The sequence below is a fragment of the Undibacterium sp. WLX3042 genome, from assembly GCF_049544825.1.
In the GTDB taxonomy this organism is placed as follows: Bacteria; Pseudomonadota; Gammaproteobacteria; order Burkholderiales; family Burkholderiaceae_D; genus Undibacterium.
In genome coordinates, this window is record NZ_CP186698.1 from 2,580,030 (window position 1) to 2,601,170 (window position 21,141).

The 21,141-nt window shown below is 50.1% G+C and carries 22 protein-coding genes; 3 read left to right on the forward strand and 19 right to left on the reverse strand.

Going from position 1 to position 21,141, the window contains the following annotated elements; all coding sequences use genetic code 11:
* Window positions 1-179 precede the first annotated feature (179 nt).
* From ACPAOP_RS11660 to ACPAOP_RS11705, 10 genes are all read right to left on the reverse strand, one after another.
* Window positions 180-608: a GNAT family N-acetyltransferase gene (locus ACPAOP_RS11660; protein WP_423682271.1), complete on the reverse strand. Its 429-nt coding sequence runs from the start codon at window positions 606-608 to the stop codon at window positions 180-182.
* A gap of 6 nt (window positions 609-614) precedes the next feature.
* A complete protein-coding gene (locus tag ACPAOP_RS11665) occupies window positions 615-1,049 on the reverse strand; it encodes an acyl-CoA thioesterase (RefSeq protein WP_423708134.1) in 435 nt (144 codons plus the stop codon).
* Window positions 1,050-1,121: 72 nt separating this feature from the next.
* Window positions 1,122-2,018: an alpha/beta fold hydrolase gene (locus tag ACPAOP_RS11670; protein ID WP_423708136.1), complete on the reverse strand. Its 897-nt coding sequence runs from the start codon at window positions 2,016-2,018 to the stop codon at window positions 1,122-1,124.
* A gap of 130 nt (window positions 2,019-2,148) precedes the next feature.
* On the reverse strand, window positions 2,149-3,048 hold the full coding sequence (locus ACPAOP_RS11675; RefSeq protein WP_423708138.1) for an SDR family oxidoreductase: 900 nt from the start codon (window positions 3,046-3,048) through the stop codon (window positions 2,149-2,151).
* An 81-nt stretch (window positions 3,049-3,129) separates the two neighbouring features.
* The gene (locus tag ACPAOP_RS11680) at window positions 3,130-4,131 is read right to left on the reverse strand and encodes an NADP-dependent oxidoreductase (protein WP_423708141.1); all 1,002 of its coding nucleotides are present in this window, start codon (window positions 4,129-4,131) and stop codon (window positions 3,130-3,132) included.
* 9 nt (window positions 4,132-4,140) lie between these two features.
* Entirely contained in the window at window positions 4,141-5,445 is a 1,305-nt protein-coding gene (locus ACPAOP_RS11685; protein WP_423708143.1) for a serine hydrolase domain-containing protein, read from the reverse strand.
* Between the two features lie 148 nt (window positions 5,446-5,593).
* Window positions 5,594-6,058: a PaaI family thioesterase gene (locus ACPAOP_RS11690; RefSeq protein ID WP_423681700.1), complete on the reverse strand. Its 465-nt coding sequence runs from the start codon at window positions 6,056-6,058 to the stop codon at window positions 5,594-5,596.
* 2 nt (window positions 6,059-6,060) lie between these two features.
* A complete protein-coding gene (locus tag ACPAOP_RS11695; RefSeq protein WP_423708145.1) occupies window positions 6,061-6,852 on the reverse strand; it encodes an SDR family oxidoreductase in 792 nt (263 codons plus the stop codon).
* A 141-nt stretch (window positions 6,853-6,993) separates the two neighbouring features.
* Complete coding sequence (locus ACPAOP_RS11700; RefSeq protein ID WP_423708147.1) at window positions 6,994-8,811, reverse strand: acyl-CoA dehydrogenase; 1,818 nt, start codon at window positions 8,809-8,811, stop codon at window positions 6,994-6,996.
* A 148-nt stretch (window positions 8,812-8,959) separates the two neighbouring features.
* Window positions 8,960-10,138: an acetyl-CoA C-acyltransferase gene (locus ACPAOP_RS11705; RefSeq protein ID WP_423681697.1), complete on the reverse strand. Its 1,179-nt coding sequence runs from the start codon at window positions 10,136-10,138 to the stop codon at window positions 8,960-8,962.
* Between the two features lie 443 nt (window positions 10,139-10,581).
* Here ACPAOP_RS11705 and ACPAOP_RS11710 point away from each other — a divergent pair, with 443 nt between their 5' ends.
* On the forward strand, window positions 10,582-12,246 hold the full coding sequence (locus ACPAOP_RS11710) for an MFS transporter (protein WP_423681696.1): 1,665 nt from the start codon (window positions 10,582-10,584) through the stop codon (window positions 12,244-12,246).
* Window positions 12,247-12,363: 117 nt separating this feature from the next.
* On the opposite strand, the gene ACPAOP_RS11715 is transcribed toward ACPAOP_RS11710, so the two are convergent.
* The 7 genes from ACPAOP_RS11715 to guaB are packed head-to-tail and all read right to left on the reverse strand — an operon-like array spanning window position 12,364 to window position 19,051.
* Complete coding sequence (locus ACPAOP_RS11715; protein ID WP_423708148.1) at window positions 12,364-13,281, reverse strand: LD-carboxypeptidase; 918 nt, start codon at window positions 13,279-13,281, stop codon at window positions 12,364-12,366.
* A gap of 9 nt (window positions 13,282-13,290) precedes the next feature.
* The gene (gene tadA, locus ACPAOP_RS11720; protein ID WP_423682270.1) at window positions 13,291-13,806 is read right to left on the reverse strand and encodes a tRNA adenosine(34) deaminase TadA; all 516 of its coding nucleotides are present in this window, start codon (window positions 13,804-13,806) and stop codon (window positions 13,291-13,293) included.
* A 23-nt stretch (window positions 13,807-13,829) separates the two neighbouring features.
* Complete coding sequence (queD, locus tag ACPAOP_RS11725; protein WP_186885486.1) at window positions 13,830-14,273, reverse strand: 6-carboxytetrahydropterin synthase QueD; 444 nt, start codon at window positions 14,271-14,273, stop codon at window positions 13,830-13,832.
* Between the two features lie 7 nt (window positions 14,274-14,280).
* Window positions 14,281-14,916, reverse strand: a complete 636-nt coding sequence (gene queE / locus ACPAOP_RS11730; protein WP_423708150.1) for a 7-carboxy-7-deazaguanine synthase — start codon at window positions 14,914-14,916, stop codon at window positions 14,281-14,283.
* Between the two features lie 3 nt (window positions 14,917-14,919).
* Window positions 14,920-16,512 carry a glutamine-hydrolyzing GMP synthase gene (gene guaA, locus ACPAOP_RS11735; RefSeq protein ID WP_423681693.1) on the reverse strand — a complete coding sequence of 531 codons (1,593 nt, stop codon included), beginning with the start codon at window positions 16,510-16,512 and terminating at the stop codon, window positions 14,920-14,922.
* A gap of 3 nt (window positions 16,513-16,515) precedes the next feature.
* Window positions 16,516-17,562, reverse strand: a complete 1,047-nt coding sequence (locus ACPAOP_RS11740; protein WP_423708152.1) for a GGDEF domain-containing protein — start codon at window positions 17,560-17,562, stop codon at window positions 16,516-16,518.
* A 28-nt stretch (window positions 17,563-17,590) separates the two neighbouring features.
* A complete protein-coding gene (gene guaB, locus ACPAOP_RS11745; protein WP_423681691.1) occupies window positions 17,591-19,051 on the reverse strand; it encodes an IMP dehydrogenase in 1,461 nt (486 codons plus the stop codon).
* A 106-nt stretch (window positions 19,052-19,157) separates the two neighbouring features.
* Here guaB and ACPAOP_RS11750 point away from each other — a divergent pair, with 106 nt between their 5' ends.
* On the forward strand, window positions 19,158-19,658 hold the full coding sequence (locus tag ACPAOP_RS11750) for a DUF4124 domain-containing protein (RefSeq protein WP_423708154.1): 501 nt from the start codon (window positions 19,158-19,160) through the stop codon (window positions 19,656-19,658).
* Between the two features lie 24 nt (window positions 19,659-19,682).
* Here the strand turns inward: ACPAOP_RS11750 and ACPAOP_RS11755 are convergent, their stop codons facing one another.
* Window positions 19,683-19,985 (reverse strand): RnfH family protein, encoded by a 303-nt coding sequence (locus tag ACPAOP_RS11755; RefSeq protein ID WP_423681689.1) that lies wholly within the window; start codon window positions 19,983-19,985, stop codon window positions 19,683-19,685.
* A complete protein-coding gene (locus tag ACPAOP_RS11760) occupies window positions 19,978-20,409 on the reverse strand; it encodes a type II toxin-antitoxin system RatA family toxin (RefSeq protein ID WP_423681688.1) in 432 nt (143 codons plus the stop codon). The genes ACPAOP_RS11755 and ACPAOP_RS11760 overlap by 8 nt, the downstream gene beginning before the upstream one ends.
* 111 nt (window positions 20,410-20,520) lie before the next feature.
* Between ACPAOP_RS11760 and smpB the strand changes: the two genes are divergently transcribed.
* Complete coding sequence (gene smpB / locus ACPAOP_RS11765; RefSeq protein WP_423681687.1) at window positions 20,521-20,970, forward strand: SsrA-binding protein SmpB; 450 nt, start codon at window positions 20,521-20,523, stop codon at window positions 20,968-20,970.
* Window positions 20,971-21,141: the final 171 nt, after the last annotated feature.

Sequence of the window (21,141 nt, forward strand, 5' to 3'; positions counted from 1 at the left end):
CAATTTATATATGAAAGTACCCTGCGCAAAAATATTTTTAACAGGATGATGTATCTGTCGTGACTCAGATTTTTGAGGTGCAGACAACACAAATAAAAAAAGCGCACGGTGTATACCGTGCGCTTTTTACCGGACTAATCGAAAGAAGCTCTCAAGCTGCCATTTAATATTCCGTCAGATCACAAAGTGTGAGACATTGACACGTGCGGGATACCAGCTTCCATAAAAACCTCGCCATCGCGTGAAAACCCCTCTTTTGCGTAGAAATTTTCAGCTGTCTGCTGTGCGTTGAGCCGCACGCCGGTATGGCCGCGCAATCTGGCCTGCTCCATCAGTACACGGAGTATTTGTGCGCCGACGCCAGAATTACGGGCAGACTCCAGTACCGCCATACGACCAATATGACCGTCAGGCAGCAAACGGCCTGTGCCTATCGCCTGATTCTGCTCATCGTAAGCAACCGCGTGCAGGCACTGGGCATCCATTACATCCCATTCCAGCTCAACAGGAATATGCTGCTCAATCACAAAAACGGAATAACGTACTGCCTGTGCGTCTTTTTGCAGGGTAGTCCAATCACCTAAAACAATGCGTGCGGGAGTCATCATCACAAGTCACTCTACTGGTTTCAATTTTTCAAAGCTGGTGATTATCGCACGCCAATCCGCAGGCAATGCAGCTCCCTTACGCAGTGTGGTATCGGCGTACACATAAGTGAGCTCACCGGAAATCAAATGTTCTTCACCCCTGAAAATTTCAATCACAAACTGGACGGACGAGCGACCTATCGCCTGACAGCGCACACCTATGTCCAGCACATCATCAAACCTGGCAGACGCCAGATATTCTATGCTGGCCTTGCGGGCAAACAATTCTTTGCCTTCTTTGGCCTGGGTGATTGCGCTGGGTAAACCTGTGGTACGCCAGTATTCGGTAAAGGCGACATCAAAATAAGTCAGGTAATGACCGTTAAAAACGATCGCCTGCATATCGACTTCCGACCAGCGTACCCGTAATGTATGAAAAAAAGCGAAATCGGATCTTGCCATCATGAATTCCTGCTAAAAATCACTACGATGCATCATTGTCACCGCATCCGCGGATGCAGCGGATGCGCATACTTATTCAGTAAGAAACCGCCGTATCAGTTGATTGACTCGTTCAGGCTGTTCATGAATCAACCAGTGAGAACCTTCGGGGATGCGTTCAATACGAACATCTGCAACGAAGTTTTCTATGCCATTCAACAGGGTTTTCGGCAAGGCTTGATCGTTCTCGCCCCAGATAATGCGGGTAGGTACACTCACTTTAAAATCATCCGGATTCAGATGTAATTGCAAAGGCCCCTGATTTTCAGCTGTGGGCGGGTGCAGCGGTGAGGCACGGTAATAATTTACACCGCCTGACAAGCCCTTACGCCAGCAATTGTGATACAGCGCACGAGTTGCGTCGTCAAACCAGGTTGCAGGTGCCTGCCCCATGCCGTTAAAAAAACCATCCATCAGTGCAAAATCATCTTTTGCCAGAGCGACTTCAGACTCAGGCTTGCGCAGCCAGTTCATGTATTCACTTGCTGCTTGTTGTGCCGGATCCTGTGTCAGCGCCTGCATGAACAAATAGGGGTGCGGCGAATTAATAATGATCAGTTTTTCTATGATCGCAGGTAACGCGATGGCCATATTCCAGCACACGGCACCACCCCAGTCATGCGCGACCACGATCGCTTTCTGATAACCCAGATGCTGTATCAGCAAACGCAAATCATCGACGATGTGCTTTGCTTTGTAGGCACTCAGATCGTCAGGCATATCCGATAAATTAAAACCGCGCAAATCGGGCGCGACTGCAAAATAATCCTGCCCGAATTCCGCTAACTGCGCTGCCCATTCGTACCAGAATTCAGGAAAGCCATGCACAAATAAGATCAGCGGCTGTCCCTGCTTGCCAGCACTGGCGTAATGCAGGCGGGTACCATTCACTAAAGTGACAAACTGATTTGTCTGTATCGTTGCTGTCATCGTGTCTCCGGATTATCTGCAAATAAAAGCGTCGCTGTCAGCGACTGAGTCCGAACTCATCCTGCTCACAGCGACCTGCTTTGATTTATTTTTCTAAGTTTTTTCCTGAACGCTTTTTTGCTCTGATTTTTTATACTTTCAGCTTTTCTCTGAGCATATCGCGGATATGTGGTGTGGCCTTGTACGGATCGCCCGGATTGCGTTGCATGACGATATCTTCCATGCGTTCCTGCACATTGCTCAGAGCGCCCGGATGGGAGAAAATGTAGAACTGTTCTTCGCTGATGGCTTTAAACGTATTTTCTGCGACTTCCTGTGCTGTCACTTTACCCGAGCTGACTGCTTTATCCGACATGGCCTGCGCGGCACGCTGACTCGCCGTCGGTGCTGCGCCTGGCACATCGTCAGGACGATTTCTGTGCGATTGTGAAATACCGGTCGGGACAAAATAAGGACACAAAACAGAAGCGCCAATCGGCGCGGCAACCAGCTTCAGATCCTGATACAGAGATTCACTCAGTGACACGACGGCATGTTTGGAGACGTTATAAACACCCATGGTCGGCGCATTCAGCAAGCCTGCCATCGATGCGGTGTTCACAATATGCCCTTCGTATTCCGGGTCTTTTTTTGCACACTCCAGCATCAGATTGGTAAAGATGCGGACACCATGTATCACGCCCCACAAATTCACGCCCAATACCCATTCCCAGTCAGCCTGAGTATTTTCCCAGACCAGACCACCAGAGCCGACACCTGCATTATTAAAGACCAGATGAACTGCACCGAATTTTTCCATCGCTGCATCCGCCAGCGCCTGCACCTGTTCTGCGTGACGGACGTCGCAACGCAACGCTATCACTTGTGCACCAAGCTGCTCCAGCTCGGCCTTAGTCTTATCCAATGCATCCTGCTGCACATCCGCCAGCACCAGCTTCATACCGAGACGGGCACCGATCAATGCAAATTCACGACCAAAACCGCTGGCTGCACCGGTAATGACGGCCACTCTGTCTTTAAATACTTTCATTTTGTCTCCTGATTTTTACGAATGAAAATGGGATATCACTCCCTGATCACACAGTTGTTGAATTTATTCTGAGTTTATTTTTCAGCTCAGCTTAACGAGCTGCTTACCAAAGTTCTGGCCTTTCAGAAGACCAATAAATGCCTCCGGTGCTTGCGCGATACCTTCAGCGATGGATTCGCGGAATTTCAGTTTTCCGGTCGCCACCAGCGTCCCCAGTTCTTTCAGACCCTGCGGCCACAAATCCATGTGCTCCGATACAATGAAACCGCGCATTGTCAAACGCATGGTCAGAAATACACGCGCATTTTTAATAGCAATCGGCTCACCGTTGTAGCCGGAAATCATGCCGCACATGGCGATACGGCCAAACGGATTCATACGCGCCAGACTCGCGTCAAACACTTCGCCACCAACGTTCTCAAAAACAGCGTCAATCCCATCCGGTGTCGCTGCCGCCAGATCCGCCTCCAGATTGCCTGCTTTATAATCAACGCAGGCATCAAAGCCCAGCTCATTGACTACATAAGCACATTTTTCAGCGCCACCGGCAATGCCAACCACGCGGCAACCCATTTGCTTTGCCAATTGTCCGACCACACTACCAACTGCACCGCTGGCAGCTGATACGACGACAGTTTCGCCGGCTTTCGGCTGCATAATTTGTGTCAGCCCATACCATGCGGTCAGGCCCGGCATACCCACCGCACCGAGATAAGCCGATAAAGGAATAGGCGACGACGCATCGAGTTTGCGCAACAATGCGCCGTCGGATACCGCCATCTCAGTCCAGCCCAGCATGCCTAACACTTTGTCGCCGACAGCGAAGCGCGGATTGTTGCTGGCGATGATCTCGCCTACCGTGCCACCTATCATGGTTTCATTTAAAGGCTGTGGCGCAGCGTAGCTTTTCGTTTCCTCCATACGACCACGCATATACGGATCGAGCGATAAGAAATGATTGCGGACTAATACCTCGCCATCCTTGATTTCTGGTAGCGGCAAAGTCTCAAGACGGAAATTGTCTGCCCTGACGTTACCTTGTGGACGGGAAGCTAAAACGATACGTTGATAAGTAGAAGACATAAATAAATCTCACTTCATTAAATGATTAGCCAGCGCCTGAAACGCACGATAAGTGACAGGGTCACTCGCGCCATTCGCAGCGATGGGGTGGGATGAAAATTTAACGATGACCATTTCAGCCACCGGATCAATATAAATGCGCTGGCCATGAATGCCGCGCGCTTCAAAGGTCTGATGACTATTGTGTCCTACCCACCACATATTCCGGTATGAGTAACCGGGCAGCATCTTGTAGCCGGCCTGCGCAAACTTTGCCGGATCACCGCCTTTGCGGATATCGGCTACCACTTCCTTAGGAATAATCTGCTGTCCGTTAAACTGACCGCCGTTACGCATCATTTCGCCGAAACGCGCCATATCGCGCAGGGTCAGATTCAGACCGCCGCCGCCCTGCTCTGTGCCCAGACTATCGACCGCAAAATAGGCGTCGTTTTCTGCGCCGAGTTTTTGCCACAGACGTTCCGACATCAGTTCAGCTAAAGACTGACCGGACGCGCGGCGAACTATCCACGCCAGCACTTCTGCGTTCACCGTCTTGTAAGCAAAGGCCTGATCGTGTTCGCCTTCTTTTTTCAGCTTGGTCAGAAAATCGTAAAAATTCTTAGGCCCGCTGTAACCCGGCGCAGCCGGCAGCAAACCACCAGCGCGTGCGTAATCCCAAACCTCGGCTTTCGGATCAGCGTAATTTTCCGAATACTGCACACCGATCGTCATATCCATGACCTGACGCACCGTCGCATCTGCGTACGCGCTGTCCTTCAGCTCAGGGATATATTTCGTCACCGGATCAGCCGGGTTGATTTTGCCTTCCGCTGCCAGCATGGCCGCTAAGGTACCGACAAAAGATTTGGTGACCGACATCGCAATATGCGGCAGATAAGGTTTGCTGATACCGAAATATTTTTCGTAGATCACCTTGCCTTTATGCATGACCAGTACGCTGTCGGTATAGGTATTGACGAGCATATCGGCCCAGCGCATTTCAGTATTTTTATCGTCCTTAAAACGCAGATCATCAAGTGATTGCAATGCCTGCGGCAATACTGAAACAGGTCCGGCCCCGTGCCAGACGTTAGCAGTCGGTCCCAGTTCGCGGGAATGTGAGAATGACCAGCGGGTACGCGGAAACTGGTAGCTGCTGCCATTGGCAAACTGAACGAGTTTGTCCGGCGCGGGTGGGAATCCCTGCATCCAGCCCAGTTTTTGAGGGTCGGTGGCAGCTGGGTCAGGCAAGCTGCTCTGGGCGATGGCGCTGCTGATACAAAGCACGCCCAGTATCGTTGCCAGCGCCGTGGTGGTGAAAGTCTGCTGCATGTTGTCTCCTGTTTTTTTAATTGGACTTGCAAGCACTGCTTTTACTTTTCTGTTTTTACTTTCTATTTTTTACTGAAATTCAGCCAGCACATGAGATCAGGTTTCTTCGCCCCGTATCTCAATGGCTCATTCACGCAATCGAAAACGCCTAATCACTGCCGTATAACTTCTTCATGTTCTCACCTGACTTAAGACGTCGCAGATATTTAAACGTTCCCATCGCCTTGGCAACGAGCCTGTCGCCATTCCAGACTTCGCCTTCGCAAAAACACATCGTCGTCGATTGATGAAAAGCCTTACCACGCGCCTCGATGCGGCCGCCGGCGACACCGCCCGGCTGCAGAAAACTGGTTTTCATTTCTACTGTGACAACCCCTTTCAGATCTTCATGCAGTGAGCGACCAGCCATCGCCATCACCACATCCAGCATGGTCATGATGACGCCGCCATGCGTGATCTGCCAGCTGTTCATGTGGCGTTCCGTCAGATCAAGCGAGAGCCTGGCGTGACCGTCTTCCATTTCCAGAAATTCGACACCCAGATCATGCAGAAAAGGATTCAAGGTCTGGCTCGGCTGCTGCAACGGCTGCGCTGTTGAAGTTTCGCTGCTCATGCTTACACCGCCGACACACCGCCATCGACCGCCAGCGTCTGCCCGGTGATATGTTTGCCGGCATCCGACGCAAACAACAGGGCGACTCCTTTCAGATCCTCGTCATCACCGATGCGCTGTAAAGGTGCTTCTTTGGCGATTTTTTCTTCGCCCAGATGTTCGAGTAAGCCCTTGGTCATTTTGGATGGAAAAAATCCCGGAGCAATCGCATTCACGGTAATGCCGTGGACACCCCATTCACCGGCCAGTGTGCGGGTGAAGTTGATCACCGCCGCTTTCGAGGTGTTGTACGCAATCGTCTGCATCGTTCCCGGCGCGTTCCCTGCCAGACCGGCAATCGAAGCGACGTTGATAATACGCCCGGATTTACGCGGAATCATGGAACGTTTACCAACTGCCTGTGACAGCAAAAAGATGCTGCGGATATTCAGATTCATCACCTTATCCCAGGCATCGACCGGATAATCTTCCGCCGGTGCGCCCCAGGTGGCGCCAGCGTTATTGATCAGAATATCGATATGCCCAAGACGTTTTAATGCCTCATCCACCAGTGGCGTCACCGCTTCTTCTTTGGATAAATCGGCAGCAATCGCGCTGGCCTGAATGCCACGGCTGTGTAAGTGTGCAACGGCTTCATCCAGATCAGATTGCTTGCGCGACGATAAAACGATGCTGGCGCCCTGCTCACCCAGCGCTTCGGCCATTTGCAACCCCAGACCTCGGGAACCACCAGTGATCAGAGCGGTTTTACCACTCAGATTAAATAATTGCTGAACTGTACGTGCTGTGCTCATCGATCGTCTCCGTTATTGCCGGAACTAATGCCGGCATTTGTTCTGAAAATGCGATAAAAAGAGGATAAAGGGGGGAGTATCCTTAAAAATCCCCTTTATCTCCTTATATTCATTGGGCTTTAAAATATACTCCCGGGAGTATTAAAACCAGCTATCTTGCATGTCGTAGGTCGTTGTATCGATGCTGGCGAGTAAATCCAGTTGCGGATGGACCTTCGGCAATTCCCACTGGAAGAAATACTTACACGCCTGCAGCTTACCGGCATAAAAGTCAGCATCATGTGCATCTTCCTTATGCAGACTCTGCAACGCCTGCTCCAGCCATATCCAGGCCATTACGGTATGGCCGAATACTTCCAGATATATCGAGGCATTTGCCAGTGTTTTGTTGATGTCACCACAGGCATGCAACTGCTTCGTGACCTGGGCTACGCGCTGCAACACACGCGCCAGATATTTGTCGTAATCTGCGAGCTCGGGATGGGTCGCGGCCTGCATCAGGGTTTTGTGTATCACAGCACCCAGCGCTTCCAACGCTGCGCCATTCAGCATCACAACTTTGCGCCCCAGTAAATCCAGTCCCTGAATGCCGTGTGTTCCTTCATGAATCGGATTCAGACGGTTGTCGCGGTAAAATTGTTCGACGTTGTATTCACGGGTATAGCCATAACCGCCATGTACTTGTATCGCCAGATTATTCGCTTCCAGACACCATTGCGAAGGCCAGGATTTAGCGATCGGTGTCAGGATTTCCAGCAACAGACTGGCGTTTTTCCGCGCTTCCGGCGTGGTGCCGGTGCGCTCTTCATCGACCAGACGTGCACAGTACAAGGTCAGCGCCAGACCACCCTCAACATACGATTTTTGCGCCAGCAACATGCGTTTCACATCGGTATGCTGAATGATAGGCAGTTGCGGTGCTGCCGGATCTTTGTTCAGCGGTGCGCGCCCCTGCGGACGGTTACGGGCATAATCCAGCGCGTGCAGATAGCCGGTATAACCCAGCATCACCGCACCAAGACCGACACCGATACGGGCTTCGTTCATCATGTGGAACATATTCGCAAGCCCGTGATGCAAAGTACCAACCAGGAAGCCGATCGCACCAGCTTTACCTTGCGGCTTAAACTTGCCTTCACCGAAATTCAGCAGGCAATTCGTCGTGCCACGATAGCCCATTTTGTGATTCAGACCAGCCAGCACGACATCATTACGCTCGCCCGGATTACCCTGCTCGTCCAGCACGAATTTGGGAACGATAAACAAGGAAATACCTTTGACGCCGGGTATCAGTTTGCCGTTTTCATCCGGCACTTTCGCCAGCACCAGATGGATAATATTTTCTGACAGCTCATGCTCACCGGCAGAAATCCACATCTTGTTACCGGTCAGTCGGAAACTGCCATCGGCTTGCGGTTCAGCACGGGTGACGATATCGGATAAGCTTGACCCGGCCTGCGGTTCAGACAGACACATAGTGCCGAAAAACCTTCCTTCCAGCATAGGTTTGACATACAACTCGATTTGTTCCGGTGTGCCGCATTTCAACAAGGTATTGGCATTGCCTATCGTTAAAAACGGATAGGATGCCGTGCCGACGTTGGCACCCTTGAAGTAGGCAAAGCCTGCTTTTTCAACCACGCAAGGTAATTGCATACCGCCGAAATCAAAGTCCTGACCAGCTGCCAGCAGACCTGCATCGCGAAACGCGTTCAGCGCAGTTTTGACTTCAGGAATCATGTGCACTTTTTCGCCATCGAAATGCGGCTCATTCTGGTCGCTTTTCTTGTTGTGGGTGGCAAATAAGTCGGTGGCGATTTGTTCGCAGGTATCGAGCGCTGCGTTGAAGGTTTCGCGACTGTGCTCGGCAAAACGCGGGCGTTGATTGAGGGATTCGACATTCAGCCATTCGTACAACAGAAAATCGAGATCGCGACGGGATAGAATTTTGGATGACATGGCAGTTTTGGTGAAGTTTCGGGAAATTGGTGATCAGACATTGAACAGTGTCGTCAATTTGCTCGTTCATCAGATCAGACCGTAAAACAGTCCATGTGAGACAGTATCAGCGACACCGGCTCACATGAACCTCCAAGACCAGACTTTATCAGACGACTTCAAATAAACCGGCTGCCCCTTGTCCGCCGCCAATACACATCGTCACGACCACATACTTCACACCGCGGCGCTTACCTTCAATCAAGGCATGACCGGTCAGACGCGCACCGGACACACCGTAAGGATGGCCGACCGCAATCGCGCCGCCATTGACATTCAGTCTGTCCATAGGAATACCGAGCTTGTCGGCGCAATACAAAACTTGTACCGCGAATGCTTCATTCAATTCCCATAGACCGATATCTTCGACTTTCAGTCCGGCTTTTTTCAGCAGTTTTGGAATCGCAAACACTGGCCCGATCCCCATCTCGTCCGGTTCGCAGCCAGCAACCGCAAAACCACGGAAAATACCCAGCGGTTGCAAGCCTTTGGCTTCAGCGACTTTACTGTTCATGACGATCGCGACAGAGGCACCATCGGAAAACTGACTTGCATTACCAGCAGAAATCACACCACCAGGAACCGCGGAACGGATTTTGGATACGCCTTCCAGTGTTGTGTCCGGGCGTATTCCTTCATCCGCTGCAATCGTGACTTCACGTGTCACCAGCATGCCAGTTGCTTTATCTGCCACACCCATGGTGGTTGTCATCGGTACGATTTCAGCATTGAACAAACCAGCCGCCTGCGCAGCGGCTGCGCGCAACTGGCTTTGCACACCGTATTCATCCTGACGTTCGCGGGAAATGTTGTAACGTTTGGCGACTGTTTCCGCCGTCTGCAACATCGGCCAGTAAACTTCTGGCTTGTGCTGTTTCAACCAGGGTTCCACCAGCATGTGCGTGTTCGCTTCATTTTGTACGCAGGAAATCGACTCAACGCCACCAGCAGCATAAATATCACCCTCACCGGCAATAATGCGCTGCGCTGCCATCGCGATCGTCTGCAAACCCGAGGAGCAAAAACGATTTACGGTCATGCCACCGGTAGTGACCGGACAACCAGCACGCAATGCGATCTGACGAGCGATATTGCTACCAGTCGCACCTTCAGGTGTCGCGCACCCCATGATGACGTCTTCCACTTCCGCTGAATCAATACCGGCGCGTGAAATCGCTGCGGCCAACACATGCCCACCCATTGTGGCGCCATGCGTCATATTAAAAGCCCCTTTCCAGGATTTGGCTAAACCAGTGCGGGCGGTAGAAACAATAACTGCATCATTCATGTGGTGTCTCCTGTGAGTTGAATTTTAAGTAATTCTCAAGTATTGCTAAAAACTGACTACTGAAAAACCGATCTGCACAACCTGAGCAGGTAATACACTTGCGAATACCGCTCTTTCCGACATTCCTTTCTTGCACACGGCCAGCATCAGAACCTGACTTTGCAAGTCAAAACAGAAGCGAAACAGATTGCTTGCGAAGCAGAATAGCATAATTTAGTACGACCGTTCGCAAAATTTTCAGCTTATTTTCATCCTGCTTTTTGCTTTAAAAAAAGGGGGAAATATTTTCACTCTTGTAAGTTTCTGTAAGTTTGAAGAAAGCATGCCGTAAGTTTCAGCTTGCACACTCAAGTTGTGCAAAAAATGTCAGAAGTTCTATTTCGACCCATGACAGGCTTTGCCGACATACTTTATATATATAAAACATAAATCAGGAGACAAGCATGGCGACAGCACCTATTGCAACGTCAAGCGGAATGACAGCGGAAGAGCGCAAAGTAATTTTTGCATCTTCCCTGGGGACCGTTTTTGAATGGTATGACTTTTATCTGTATGGCTCACTGGCGGCCATCATTGCTAAGCAATTCTTTGCGGGCACCGATCCGAACACGGCATTCATTTTTGCCTTACTGGCATTCGCCGCCGGCTTCATCGTCCGCCCTTTCGGCGCGTTGGTATTCGGCCGCCTTGGCGATATGATCGGTCGTAAGTACACTTTCCTGGTCACGATTCTGATCATGGGTGGCTCCACCTTCTGCGTCGGCCTGCTGCCTGGCTACGCCAGCTGGGGCATTGTTTCACCGATTATTCTGGTCTCTTTGCGTATTCTGCAAGGTCTGGCACTCGGTGGCGAATACGGCGGTGCGGCAACGTACGTTGCAGAACATGCCCCGCATGACAAGCGCGGTGCTTACACTGCCTGGATACAAACCACAGCAACACTGGGCTTGTTCCTGTCATTGATGGTGATTCTCGGCACTCGTCAGGCTATCGGCGAAGAAGAGTTCTCATCCTGGGGCTGGCGCGTTCCTTTCCTGGTGTCTGTGTTCCTGCTCGCGATTTCCGTCTGGATTCGCTTGTCGATGAACGAATCACCAGCATTCGCGAAAATGAAAGCCGAAGGTAAGACGTCTAAAGCGCCTCTGACTGAATCTTTCGGTCAGTGGAAAAACCTGAAAATCGTTATCCTGGCTCTGATTGGTCTGACAGCTGGTCAGGCAGTGGTCTGGTACACAGGTCAGTTCTATGCACTGTTCTTCCTGCAACAGACACTGAAAGTCGATGGCGCAACAGCGAATTTGCTGATCGCCGCTTCTCTGGTCATCGGTACGCCTTTCTTCATCGTGTTCGGTGCGCTGTCCGATAAAATTGGTCGTAAGCCTATCATTCTGGCTGGCTGCCTGATTGCTGCAGTAACTTACTTCCCGATTTTCAATGCGCTGACACACTATGCGAACCCAGCGTTGGAATCTGCATTGAAAAATGCACCAGTGGTTGTGACGGCTGATCCTGCTGATTGCCAGTTCCAGTTCAATCCAACAGGTACGAAGAAATTCACTTCTTCCTGCGATATCGTGAAAGCGAAACTGGCAGCAGCATCAGTGAACTATTCCAATGAAGTTGCACCAGCCGGCACGACTGCTTCCGTTAAAGTCGGTGATAAAGTCATCACTTCTTTCAACGCAACAAGTTTGCCAAAAGAAGAAGCCGCAGCAAAAGACAAAGCATTCTCTAAAGAACTGGCTGATGCGATCAAAGCTGCTGGCTATCCTGCAAAAGCAGATCCAAAGCAGATCGACAAACCTATGGTACTGGTATTACTGGTTATCCTCGTGATCTACGTCACGATGGTGTACGGCCCTATCGCAGCGATGCTGGTAGAAATGTTCCCGACCCGTATCCGTTACACTTCCATGTCCCTGCCATACCATATCGGTAACGGCTGGTTCGGTGGTCTGTTACCAACCACGGCGTTTGCACTGGTCGCATTCAAAGGTGATATTTACTACGGTCTCTGGTATCCGATCGTGATCGCTTTGGTGACATTTGTGATTGGTGCATTGTTCATCAAAGAAACTAAGGATAACGATATTTACGCAGACGACTAAGTCTGAAAACGGGCAAGTAATTGCGCTATAACCTACCGGTAAAATAAGAAAGCCGCCCGATAATCCGGGCGGTTTTTTTTCTGTCACGATAAATTCCGCTGCACCTGTGCAACAGACTTAAAACTGATATTCCATACTGAGTTGAGCCTGCTGATTCGCAACTTTTAACGTGGCTGCACTACCGACAACCAGACTGGCACGATCAGAAATATGGCCGAACGGCAAACCGGTAATTACCGGAACCTTAACAACGCTGCGTATGTAACTGAGCATTTCAGAAAAATCATAGCCGTGGTCATGCACCGCCAGTTGATAGCCGGAAAAATCGCCCAACACGATCGCTTTTTGCTTTTCAAGAATTCCTGCAAAATGCATTTGCAACAGCATGCGCTCTACACGATAAGGATGTTCGCCTATATCTTCGAGGAACAATATTCCCTCCTCAATCTCGGTCCAGTATGGTGTTCCTACCAGATGCGTCAGCATTGCCAGATTACCTCCCCACAAGCGGCCCTGCACATCGATTGCTCCGGTTTCGGAGCAAGCAAACATGAGCTGATGCCGCTGTTGAGAAATGCACTGTATGAACTGAGATAAGGTGTAGTCGGATAAGTGCTCACAACCGAAGTCGCCATACAGCATAGGCCCAGCAACGCTCAGTCTGCCTCGCGCCAGCATGGCCTGATGCATCACCGTAAAGTCACTGTAACCAACAAACACCTTGCCACTATTCGCCAGAAAGTCGAGGTCAAGATGAGGCAATAAACGCGAAAAACCATAACTACCGCGCAATGCCATCACAATACTGACATCCGGGTTACTCGCTGCGGCATGCAACTGCGCTAAGCGTTGCTCATCACTGCCACCGAAACGCTGAAATCGTTGCTCTGGCTGGTAATAGTTGTGTACCGTAAAACCTTGTTGTCGCAAAATATCGATTCCACGGACAACCGCCGCCTCATCAAGAGGTGCACCACTTGGCGCAACAATTGCAATACCAAGCGGCGTCTTTAATTTTGGAAGTATGAATTGCATGGGGTTCCGCTACTCAGAAGTAAAGGACGATGCGCTCGCCCTGGCTTGTAATTTCTGTGCCGCCGCTGCCTGACGACGGTTGGCAAAAAAGTCTTTTAGCAATGTCGCACAGTCGTCAGCGAGCACGCCTTGTGTCACCTGAGTATGGTGGTTCAACTGCGTCTGATCAAAGATATTCATTAGTGATCCGGCGACACCGGTTTTAGGATCCCGAGCGGCAAAAATGACGCGCGATAATCTCGCATGCATCATCGCGCCGGCGCACATCACACAAGGTTCTAATGTGACGTATAACTCACACCCGGGTAAGCGGTAATTGCCGAGCACCTCTGCAGCAGCACGCAAGGCCATGATCTCGGCATGTGCGGTAGGGTCATGATCCACAATCGGCCGGTTATAGCCCGTTGCGATCACTACACCGTCTTTTACCACTACAGCACCGACCGGCACTTCCCCCGCCTCCCACGCGAGCTTGGCCTGCTCGTAAGCCAGACGCATAAATGGAATATCCGACTCAGCTTGCATGGTCGTCAACGCGTCAGTCACGATCAGCCGTCTATCTCTGCCCAGCAATTAGGCGTTTCGTACAAAGTCACTTTGGTCAGTTTCAGACTACGACCAAAGCGATCATGATAGACATCTTTAAGAATATCGAAAGCAATCTTTGCGAGGTTTTCGACGGTAGGAACGCGATCAATCACGACTGTTTTATGATCAGGAAGCTGCGCAAGAAAATTCTTGATCACATGATCGTTTTCATAAACGATAAAGGAATGATCCCAAAGACCAACCAGATGCTGATTCGCCAGCGCCTTGATATCGCCAAAATCCATAATCATGCCGTTATCGGATTCGCCGTCCTGTTGCACCACATCGCCAGTCAGCGTGATTTGTAAAGTATAGCGGTGACCGTGCAAATTACGGCACTGACTGCTGTGATCGGGAATACGATGACCTGCATCGAATTCCATTTTTCGGGTAATCGTTAACATGTAAAGCTTAAGGAATTTGTAGAAGTTTATGTGTCTGCAAACTCAGCTTCCACTGCGGATGCTGTTTGCAAAAATCTATCGCGCGGCGCAGATTATTGTCTCTTAACGGGCCATCCATCGCTTGCACGAAGTAATGTTCAAAATCAAGATTGCCGTATGTCGCCATATCCTGACCGATTTGCGGAATCACGACCTTGATTTCATTTCCCTTGCGAACCACAAGTTCAGAACCCATTTTCGGACTGACGCAGACCCAGTCAATACCCTCAGGCACCGGCAAGGTGCCATTGGTTTCAATCGCAATTTCAAAACCGGCAGCATGCATTGCATCAATTAACGCGGCATCAAGTTGCAGCAACGGCTCCCCGCCGGTGAACACGACATATTTGCAGGCAGTGTATGAGGCTGGCCACAAGGCATTAATCACCGCTGCCAGGTTCTGAGCCGATTTGAATTTACCACCACCAATACCGTCAGTGCCTACGAAATCTGTATCACAAAACTGACAGATCGCTGATGCACGGTCTTCTTCTCTGCCTGTCCACAAATTGCAGCCGGAAAAACGGCAAAACACTGCCGGGCGACCGGCATGATTGCCTTCGCCCTGCAAAGTGTAAAAAATTTCTTTGACGCTGTATGTCACGTCTTATTCCCACTCAATTGTTGCAGGCGGTTTGCCAGAAATATCGTAGACAACACGATTGATGCCACGTACTTCGTTAATAATTCGGTTCGAGACCTTGCCAAGCAACTCGTGCGGCAGATGTGCCCAGTGTGCCGTCATAAAATCCTGCGTCTGTACCGCGCGCAATGCCACCACGTAATCATAGGTGCGGCCATCGCCCATCACGCCGACTGATTTCACCGGCAGGAACACCGCAAATGCCTGACTCGTCGCGTCATACCAGCTGACTGGATTTTCAGCTTGTGGATCGACGAAATTAGCACGCAGCTCCTCAATGAAAATAGCATCCGCTTTACGCAGCAGATCAGCAAATTCTTTTTTAACTTCACCGAGAATACGCACACCAAGACCGGGTCCAGGGAACGGATGACGATACACCATGCCATGCGGCAGACCCAGCGCAACACCGAGCTTGCGGACTTCATCTTTGAATAATTCGCGCAGTGGTTCCAGCAATTTCAGATTCAATGTATCCGGCAAGCCACCGACGTTGTGATGGCTTTTGATCGTGTGCGAACCTTTTTTACCCTTACCAGCGCTTTCGATCACATCCGGATAAATCGTGCCTTGCGCCAGCCATTTGGCATTACTCAGCTTGGCCGACTCTGCCTGAAACACCTCGACGAATTCACGACCAATAATTTTGCGTTTCGCTTCAGGATCAGTAACACCGGCCAGATGCCCCATGAACTGTGCTGTCGCATCCACATGAATCACTTTGACGCCGAGGTTTTTGGCAAACATATCCATCACCATTTTGCCTTCATCAAGACGCAGCAAGCCATGATCGACAAATACGCAAGTCAGCTGATCGCCGATCGCGCGATGGATCAGCGCAGCAGCAACGCTGCTGTCAACACCACCGGATAAGCCGAGAATAACTTCGTCGCTGCCAACCTGTGCGCGGATTGCAGCCACAGCTTCGGCGATGTAATCCGGCATATTCCAGTCAGATTTACAGCCGCAGATTTCATGCACAAAACGGCCAATGATTGCCTCGCCTTGTACGGTGTGGGTGACTTCAGGATGGAACTGAACGGCGTAGAAACGACGCTCTTCATCTGCCATCGCAGCAATCGGACAATTATCGGTTGATGCCATCAGCTTGAAACCCGGTGGCATTTCATTGACCTTATCACCGTGACTCATCCAGACCTTCAGCATACCGTGACCTTCTGGTGTCACGAAATCGTTAATACCGTTTAACAAGGCTGTGTGACTGCGGGCGCGGACTTCCGCGTAGCCAAATTCGCGCACCAGACCATTTTCTACTTTGCCACCAAGCTGTTCAGCCATGGTTTGCATACCATAACAAATCCCCAGCACAGGTACGCCGGCATCAAATACCGCCATCGGCGCACGTGGGGTATCGCCTTCAGTCACACTATTCGGACCGCCGGACAAAATGATGCCTGCAGCGCCGTAATTACGGATAAATTCGTCACTGACGTCGTAAGGGTGAACCTCAGAAAAGACACCGGAATCGCGGACGCGGCGAGCGATCAGTTGAGTGACTTGGGATCCAAAGTCGAGAATAAGAATTTTTGAGTGCATAAATCAAATCATCATGTCAGGTTGCCCGGGCATAGCCTGTACAACAGTATTATTTCCTGCTCGCTTTGCAGAAAGCAGGGCTTTTTCAGCTAAGCTGATTAATATTTCCGGATCCTCATCGCGGTGCACATCGGTCGATGCTAATCCTATACAAACCGTCAATGAAATCCCCGCATTCTCTATCCATTCCGAATGCATCTTGATTGTCAATCTTATGCGCTCTGCAACTGCTATCGCCACCAGATGAGACGCTCCGGGCAGTACAATCAGAAACTGGTCATTGTCAAACCGCCCCAAAGCATCAAACGGACGAATGCATGAGCGAATACGGCTCACCATCCTTACGAGTATCTGATCAGCGAGCACTGTTCCATGCTTTGCCCGCAACTCCGTAATCTGATCTGCCAGCAAAAACAGCAGGGACATAGGTTTGCCAGCTTTCGCACATCGCTCCATTTCCAGACGTAACGAGCGCACAATGGCAGGTTTATTCCAGGTGCCAAGCAAGGGATCCACTAAGGTATCCCGCTTCAGGCGCCGGTTCTGCTTCATCAGCTCAACCTGATTCTGGCAAACCGCGCTTAATGCCAGCTCACGCTCCACCAACACCGCAAGATCAGCTAACAACAAGCGCTGTTCATCATCGAATATATGCGGCTTATAGTCGAGCAGGCGCAAACACGCGACAAGTTTTCCGTCCTGACCATAAACCGGAAACGAAACGAAAAACCGTATTGATGGCACCCCAGAAACAAAGCGGTGCTGCGCGAATTCATGATGGGCGCTCAGATCAGAGATCACTACTATCTCTTCGCTGAGAGGAAACTCATCAGAAAACGCGGCTTCCATTTCTGTAATCGAGTGTTCTGTAAGCCCTGAGCGGCCAGTAACGCGACCAAAACTTACAAAACAATTAGCGACAGAAAACAGCCCCATGCCGACGCGTTCAAAGCGGGCAATTTTCGCTTCAAATTTTTCAGCGAATATTTTGCTGAAGCCAGAATTCACCTGAAGCGTTGTCAAACCAAAATCTGTCGAATTTAAAGACATACAACACCCCAGGCGTATCGTTCAGATATTAATCGGCGCGATAATTCGGAGCTTCTTTCGTAATCTGCACGTCGTGCACATGCGACTCACGCATGCCGGCAGAAGTAATTTCAACAAACTCTGCTTTCGTCCGGAGGTCTTCAATCGTCGCACAACCACAATATCCCATCGACGAACGGACACCACCAACTAATTGATACAGAATTGCCAGTACGCTGCCTTTGTAGGCCACACGTCCCTCGATACCTTCAGGCACCAATTTATCTGCATTGTTTGCAGAGTCCTGGAAATAACGGTCAGCGGAACCATCCGCCATCGCACCCAGACTACCCATCCCGCGATAAGATTTGTAGCTACGTCCCTGGAACAGAATCACTTCTCCCGGCGCTTCTTCGGTACCCGCGAACATGCTGCCCATCATGACCGTTGACGCACCCGCAGCCAACGCCTTCGAGACATCCCCAGAGAAGCGGACACCGCCATCGGCGATACATGGCACACCGGTTCCCTTGAGTGCGTTCGCGACATTTGCGATCGCCGTAATTTGCGGCACACCGACACCGGCGACAATCCTTGTTGTACAAATAGAGCCAGGGCCAATACCCACTTTAACCGCATCAGCACCATGTTCAACCAGCGCCAGCGCAGCTGCCGCGGTCGCAATATTGCCGCCGATAACTTCTATGTGGGGATAATGATCTTTTACCCAGCGAACACGGTCCAGGACGCCTTTGGAGTGACCATGCGCAGTATCGACAACAATTACATCCACGCCTGCTTTCGCCAGCAAATCGATACGCTCTTCATTCTCGACACCAACCCCGACCGCCGCACCGACACGCAATTTTCCATGTTCATCTTTCGATGCAAACGGATGCTCAGTCGATTTCTGAATATCTTTCACCGTGATCAGACCGCGTAACTCGAACGCGTCATTGACAACTAAAACTCGCTCAAGGCGGTGTTTATTCATCAGACGTTTTGCTTCAGCAAGGTCAGCGGTTTCATTCACATAAACCAGCTTTTCGCGCGGTGTCATTTTGGTACGGGCTTCTGCATCCAGCTCCTGCTCAAAACGCAGATCACGATTAGTGATAATGCCGACAACGACATTACCTTCAACAACCGGAAAACCGCTGATACCATGTTGCTGAGACAGGGCAATCACTTCACGGATTTTCATGCCGGGCGGAATCGTGATCGGATCACGTAACACCCCTGACTCAAAACGTTTCACCTTCGCCACTTCACGCGCTTGCTCTTTGGCGGTCAGGTTTTTATGAATAATACCGATACCACCTTCCTGCGCCATGGCAATCGCCAGTCTGGCTTCAGTAACGGTATCCATCGCGGCAGAAACCAGCGGTATATTCAAATGAATATTACGCGTCAATTTAGTCGCAAGAGAGGTATCTTTCGGGAGAATGTCCGAATATGCCGGAACGAGGAGCACGTCATCGAATGTGAGTGCTTTTTGAAGTAAACGCATACTATTTCCTATAGGCGCAAAAGCGAATTATACAGAAAACTTGCGAAGTAGTCTCGCTACGTGTAAAACTCTCTCATCTTTTTGTCCTCTTTGAAAGAACGATTTCATGCTCAACCTTAAGCTTATCAGCGGATTTATGATTGCGACGCTCACATGTACAAGCGCTTTGGCTCAATATGTATGGGTGGATGAAAAGGGTAATAAACAATTTTCAGACACCCCGCCTCCGGCATCGACCCCAAAAAACCGGATCATCAAATCGCAGGGATTATCGACCACAAGACCCGCCGAAGCGAATGACGCTGCAAGCGCATCAAAAGACGCTGTAAATGCAGCGCAAAAGCCGATGACAACATCCTCAAGAAACGAGGAATTTAACAAGCGTCGCGCTGAACAGGCCGAAAAAGACAAGAAAGCAACGGAAGAACAACAAGCCGCTGCTGATAAACAAAAAAATTGCGAACGAGCAAGATCCTACCAAAAAGTTCTTGAATCAGGGCAACGCGTCGCGACCACGGATAAAAACGGAGAACGCAACTATTTAACAGATGCTCAAAGAGAAAAAGAAGCTGCCGATGTGAAAAAAGCGTTAGCTGGCTGCCAGTAGTGCTATAAACATCATCAATCGCTGTTATGCAGCCGCCTTTTGCTGCTTCTTAGCACGCCGCCGCCGGGCCTCCATAGGATCAGCGAGTAAAGGGCGATAGATTTCCACTCTGTCGCCCTCATGCAATATTGCACTCTCGTCTTTAAGTTTGCCGTAGACTCCAGTTTTATATGTGGCATGACTCAGTTCAGGATGCGTATCCCGGATGCCGCTTACATCAATCGCCTGACCAACGCTCGCCCCAAGCGGGACCACGACATCGAGCAAACTTACAGCACTGCCTGAAGAATAACAGACCTGCACACGGATAGTGTCGTTCTCAGGCATAGATCGCCTCCGCTCTGGAGCAGAATGAATCTACAAAACTATTAGCAATCTTGCTGAACACAGGGCCAATCACATGTTCCAGCAACTTACTGGAAAAATCATAATTCAGGTCAAATTCAATCTTGCAGGCGTCGGAACGGAGTTCAGTAAATTTCCACCCCCCGGATAACTGCTTAAACGGACCATCAACAAGACTCATCTGCATAGAATGCGGCGGCTGATTGATATTTTTCGTCGTGAAGCTCTGCCTGATGCCATGAAAGTTGATCGCCAGAGTGGCCGTCAGATTCGTTTCCGTCCTCTCCCCTACCTTGACTTCACCGCACCATGGTAAAAATTCAGGATACTTTTCCACCTGTTCAACCAGTGCAAACATTTGTGCGGCGCTGTATCCGATAAAAACTGTTTTATGTACGACTGCCATCTAAAGAAACCATTTGGTAGAATCACAGGTTCGCATTTTAACCGAGTCGCCACCGTATCGAAATTATCATAAGAAATTTTGAAGCGGCAAGATAACCAACTTTCTTATTACATGAGTATTGCTGATAACAAAAAAGCCTTCCACGATTACTTTATCGAGGAACAATTCGAAGCAGGTGTGGTGTTGCAGGGCTGGGAAGTCAAGGCTATTCGTGCCGGACGCCTTCAATTAAAAGAAGCATACGTGATCGTGCGGAATGGCGAGATTTTTCTGTTCGGGGCGCACATCGGCGCTCTCCCGACTGCCTCAACACACATACATCCTGACTCGGTACGCACACGTAAATTGCTGCTGAACAAAGCGGAGATCAGTAAACTTATCGGTAAAGTCGAACGATCCGGCTATACGATGGTGCCCCTCAACATGCACTTCAGCAATGGCAAAATCAAATGCCAGATAGGATTAGCGAAAGGTAAAAAGCAACACGACAAGCGCGAATCTGAAAAAGAAAAAGACTGGCAACGCGAACAACAAAAAATCATGAAACAACATCGTCGTTAAACACCATCATTCAAAAACACAGATCCCCCGGGCCAAGAACCGATGATTTGGCAGTGTTGCCAGGCAGTCAGGCGTCAAGTAAGACTTGGCGCAATAATTTTACTATCGAGAGTGCATTTGATTTCATTCACGCAGGTAAAAGCAGCCTTATTTCCAGCCTTCCGGACTTAT

Bases quoted from the DNA above. Each gene is read 5' to 3' on its own strand.
- tadA (WP_423682270.1), bottom strand. From the start codon at position 13,806: ATGCAAGCTGAGTCGGATATTCCATTTATGCGTCTGGCTTACGAGCAG.
- ACPAOP_RS11685 (WP_423708143.1), bottom strand. From the start codon at position 5,445: ATGCAGCAGACTTTCACCACCACGGCGCTGGCAACGATACTGGGCGTG.
- guaA (WP_423681693.1), bottom strand. From the start codon at position 16,512: ATGCACTCAAAAATTCTTATTCTCGACTTTGGATCCCAAGTCACTCAA.
- queD (WP_186885486.1), bottom strand. From the start codon at position 14,273: ATGTTAACGATTACCCGAAAAATGGAATTCGATGCAGGTCATCGTATT.
- ACPAOP_RS11680 (WP_423708141.1), bottom strand. From the start codon at position 4,131: ATGTCTTCTACTTATCAACGTATCGTTTTAGCTTCCCGTCCACAAGGT.
- ACPAOP_RS11755 (WP_423681689.1), bottom strand. From the start codon at position 19,985: ATGCCTGAGAACGACACTATCCGTGTGCAGGTCTGTTATTCTTCAGGC.
- smpB (WP_423681687.1), top strand. From the start codon at position 20,521: ATGAGTATTGCTGATAACAAAAAAGCCTTCCACGATTACTTTATCGAG.
- ACPAOP_RS11750 (WP_423708154.1), top strand. From the start codon at position 19,158: ATGCTCAACCTTAAGCTTATCAGCGGATTTATGATTGCGACGCTCACA.
- ACPAOP_RS11760 (WP_423681688.1), bottom strand. From the start codon at position 20,409: ATGGCAGTCGTACATAAAACAGTTTTTATCGGATACAGCGCCGCACAA.
- guaB (WP_423681691.1), bottom strand. From the start codon at position 19,051: ATGCGTTTACTTCAAAAAGCACTCACATTCGATGACGTGCTCCTCGTT.
- ACPAOP_RS11670 (WP_423708136.1), bottom strand. From the start codon at position 2,018: ATGACAGCAACGATACAGACAAATCAGTTTGTCACTTTAGTGAATGGT.
- ACPAOP_RS11660 (WP_423682271.1), bottom strand. From the start codon at position 608: ATGATGACTCCCGCACGCATTGTTTTAGGTGATTGGACTACCCTGCAA.
- ACPAOP_RS11700 (WP_423708147.1), bottom strand. From the start codon at position 8,811: ATGTCATCCAAAATTCTATCCCGTCGCGATCTCGATTTTCTGTTGTAC.
- ACPAOP_RS11705 (WP_423681697.1), bottom strand. From the start codon at position 10,138: ATGAATGATGCAGTTATTGTTTCTACCGCCCGCACTGGTTTAGCCAAA.
- ACPAOP_RS11715 (WP_423708148.1), bottom strand. From the start codon at position 13,281: ATGCAATTCATACTTCCAAAATTAAAGACGCCGCTTGGTATTGCAATT.
- ACPAOP_RS11695 (WP_423708145.1), bottom strand. From the start codon at position 6,852: ATGAGCACAGCACGTACAGTTCAGCAATTATTTAATCTGAGTGGTAAA.
- ACPAOP_RS11710 (WP_423681696.1), top strand. From the start codon at position 10,582: ATGGCGACAGCACCTATTGCAACGTCAAGCGGAATGACAGCGGAAGAG.
- ACPAOP_RS11740 (WP_423708152.1), bottom strand. From the start codon at position 17,562: ATGTCTTTAAATTCGACAGATTTTGGTTTGACAACGCTTCAGGTGAAT.
- ACPAOP_RS11675 (WP_423708138.1), bottom strand. From the start codon at position 3,048: ATGAAAGTATTTAAAGACAGAGTGGCCGTCATTACCGGTGCAGCCAGC.
- ACPAOP_RS11690 (WP_423681700.1), bottom strand. From the start codon at position 6,058: ATGAGCAGCGAAACTTCAACAGCGCAGCCGTTGCAGCAGCCGAGCCAG.
- ACPAOP_RS11665 (WP_423708134.1), bottom strand. From the start codon at position 1,049: ATGGCAAGATCCGATTTCGCTTTTTTTCATACATTACGGGTACGCTGG.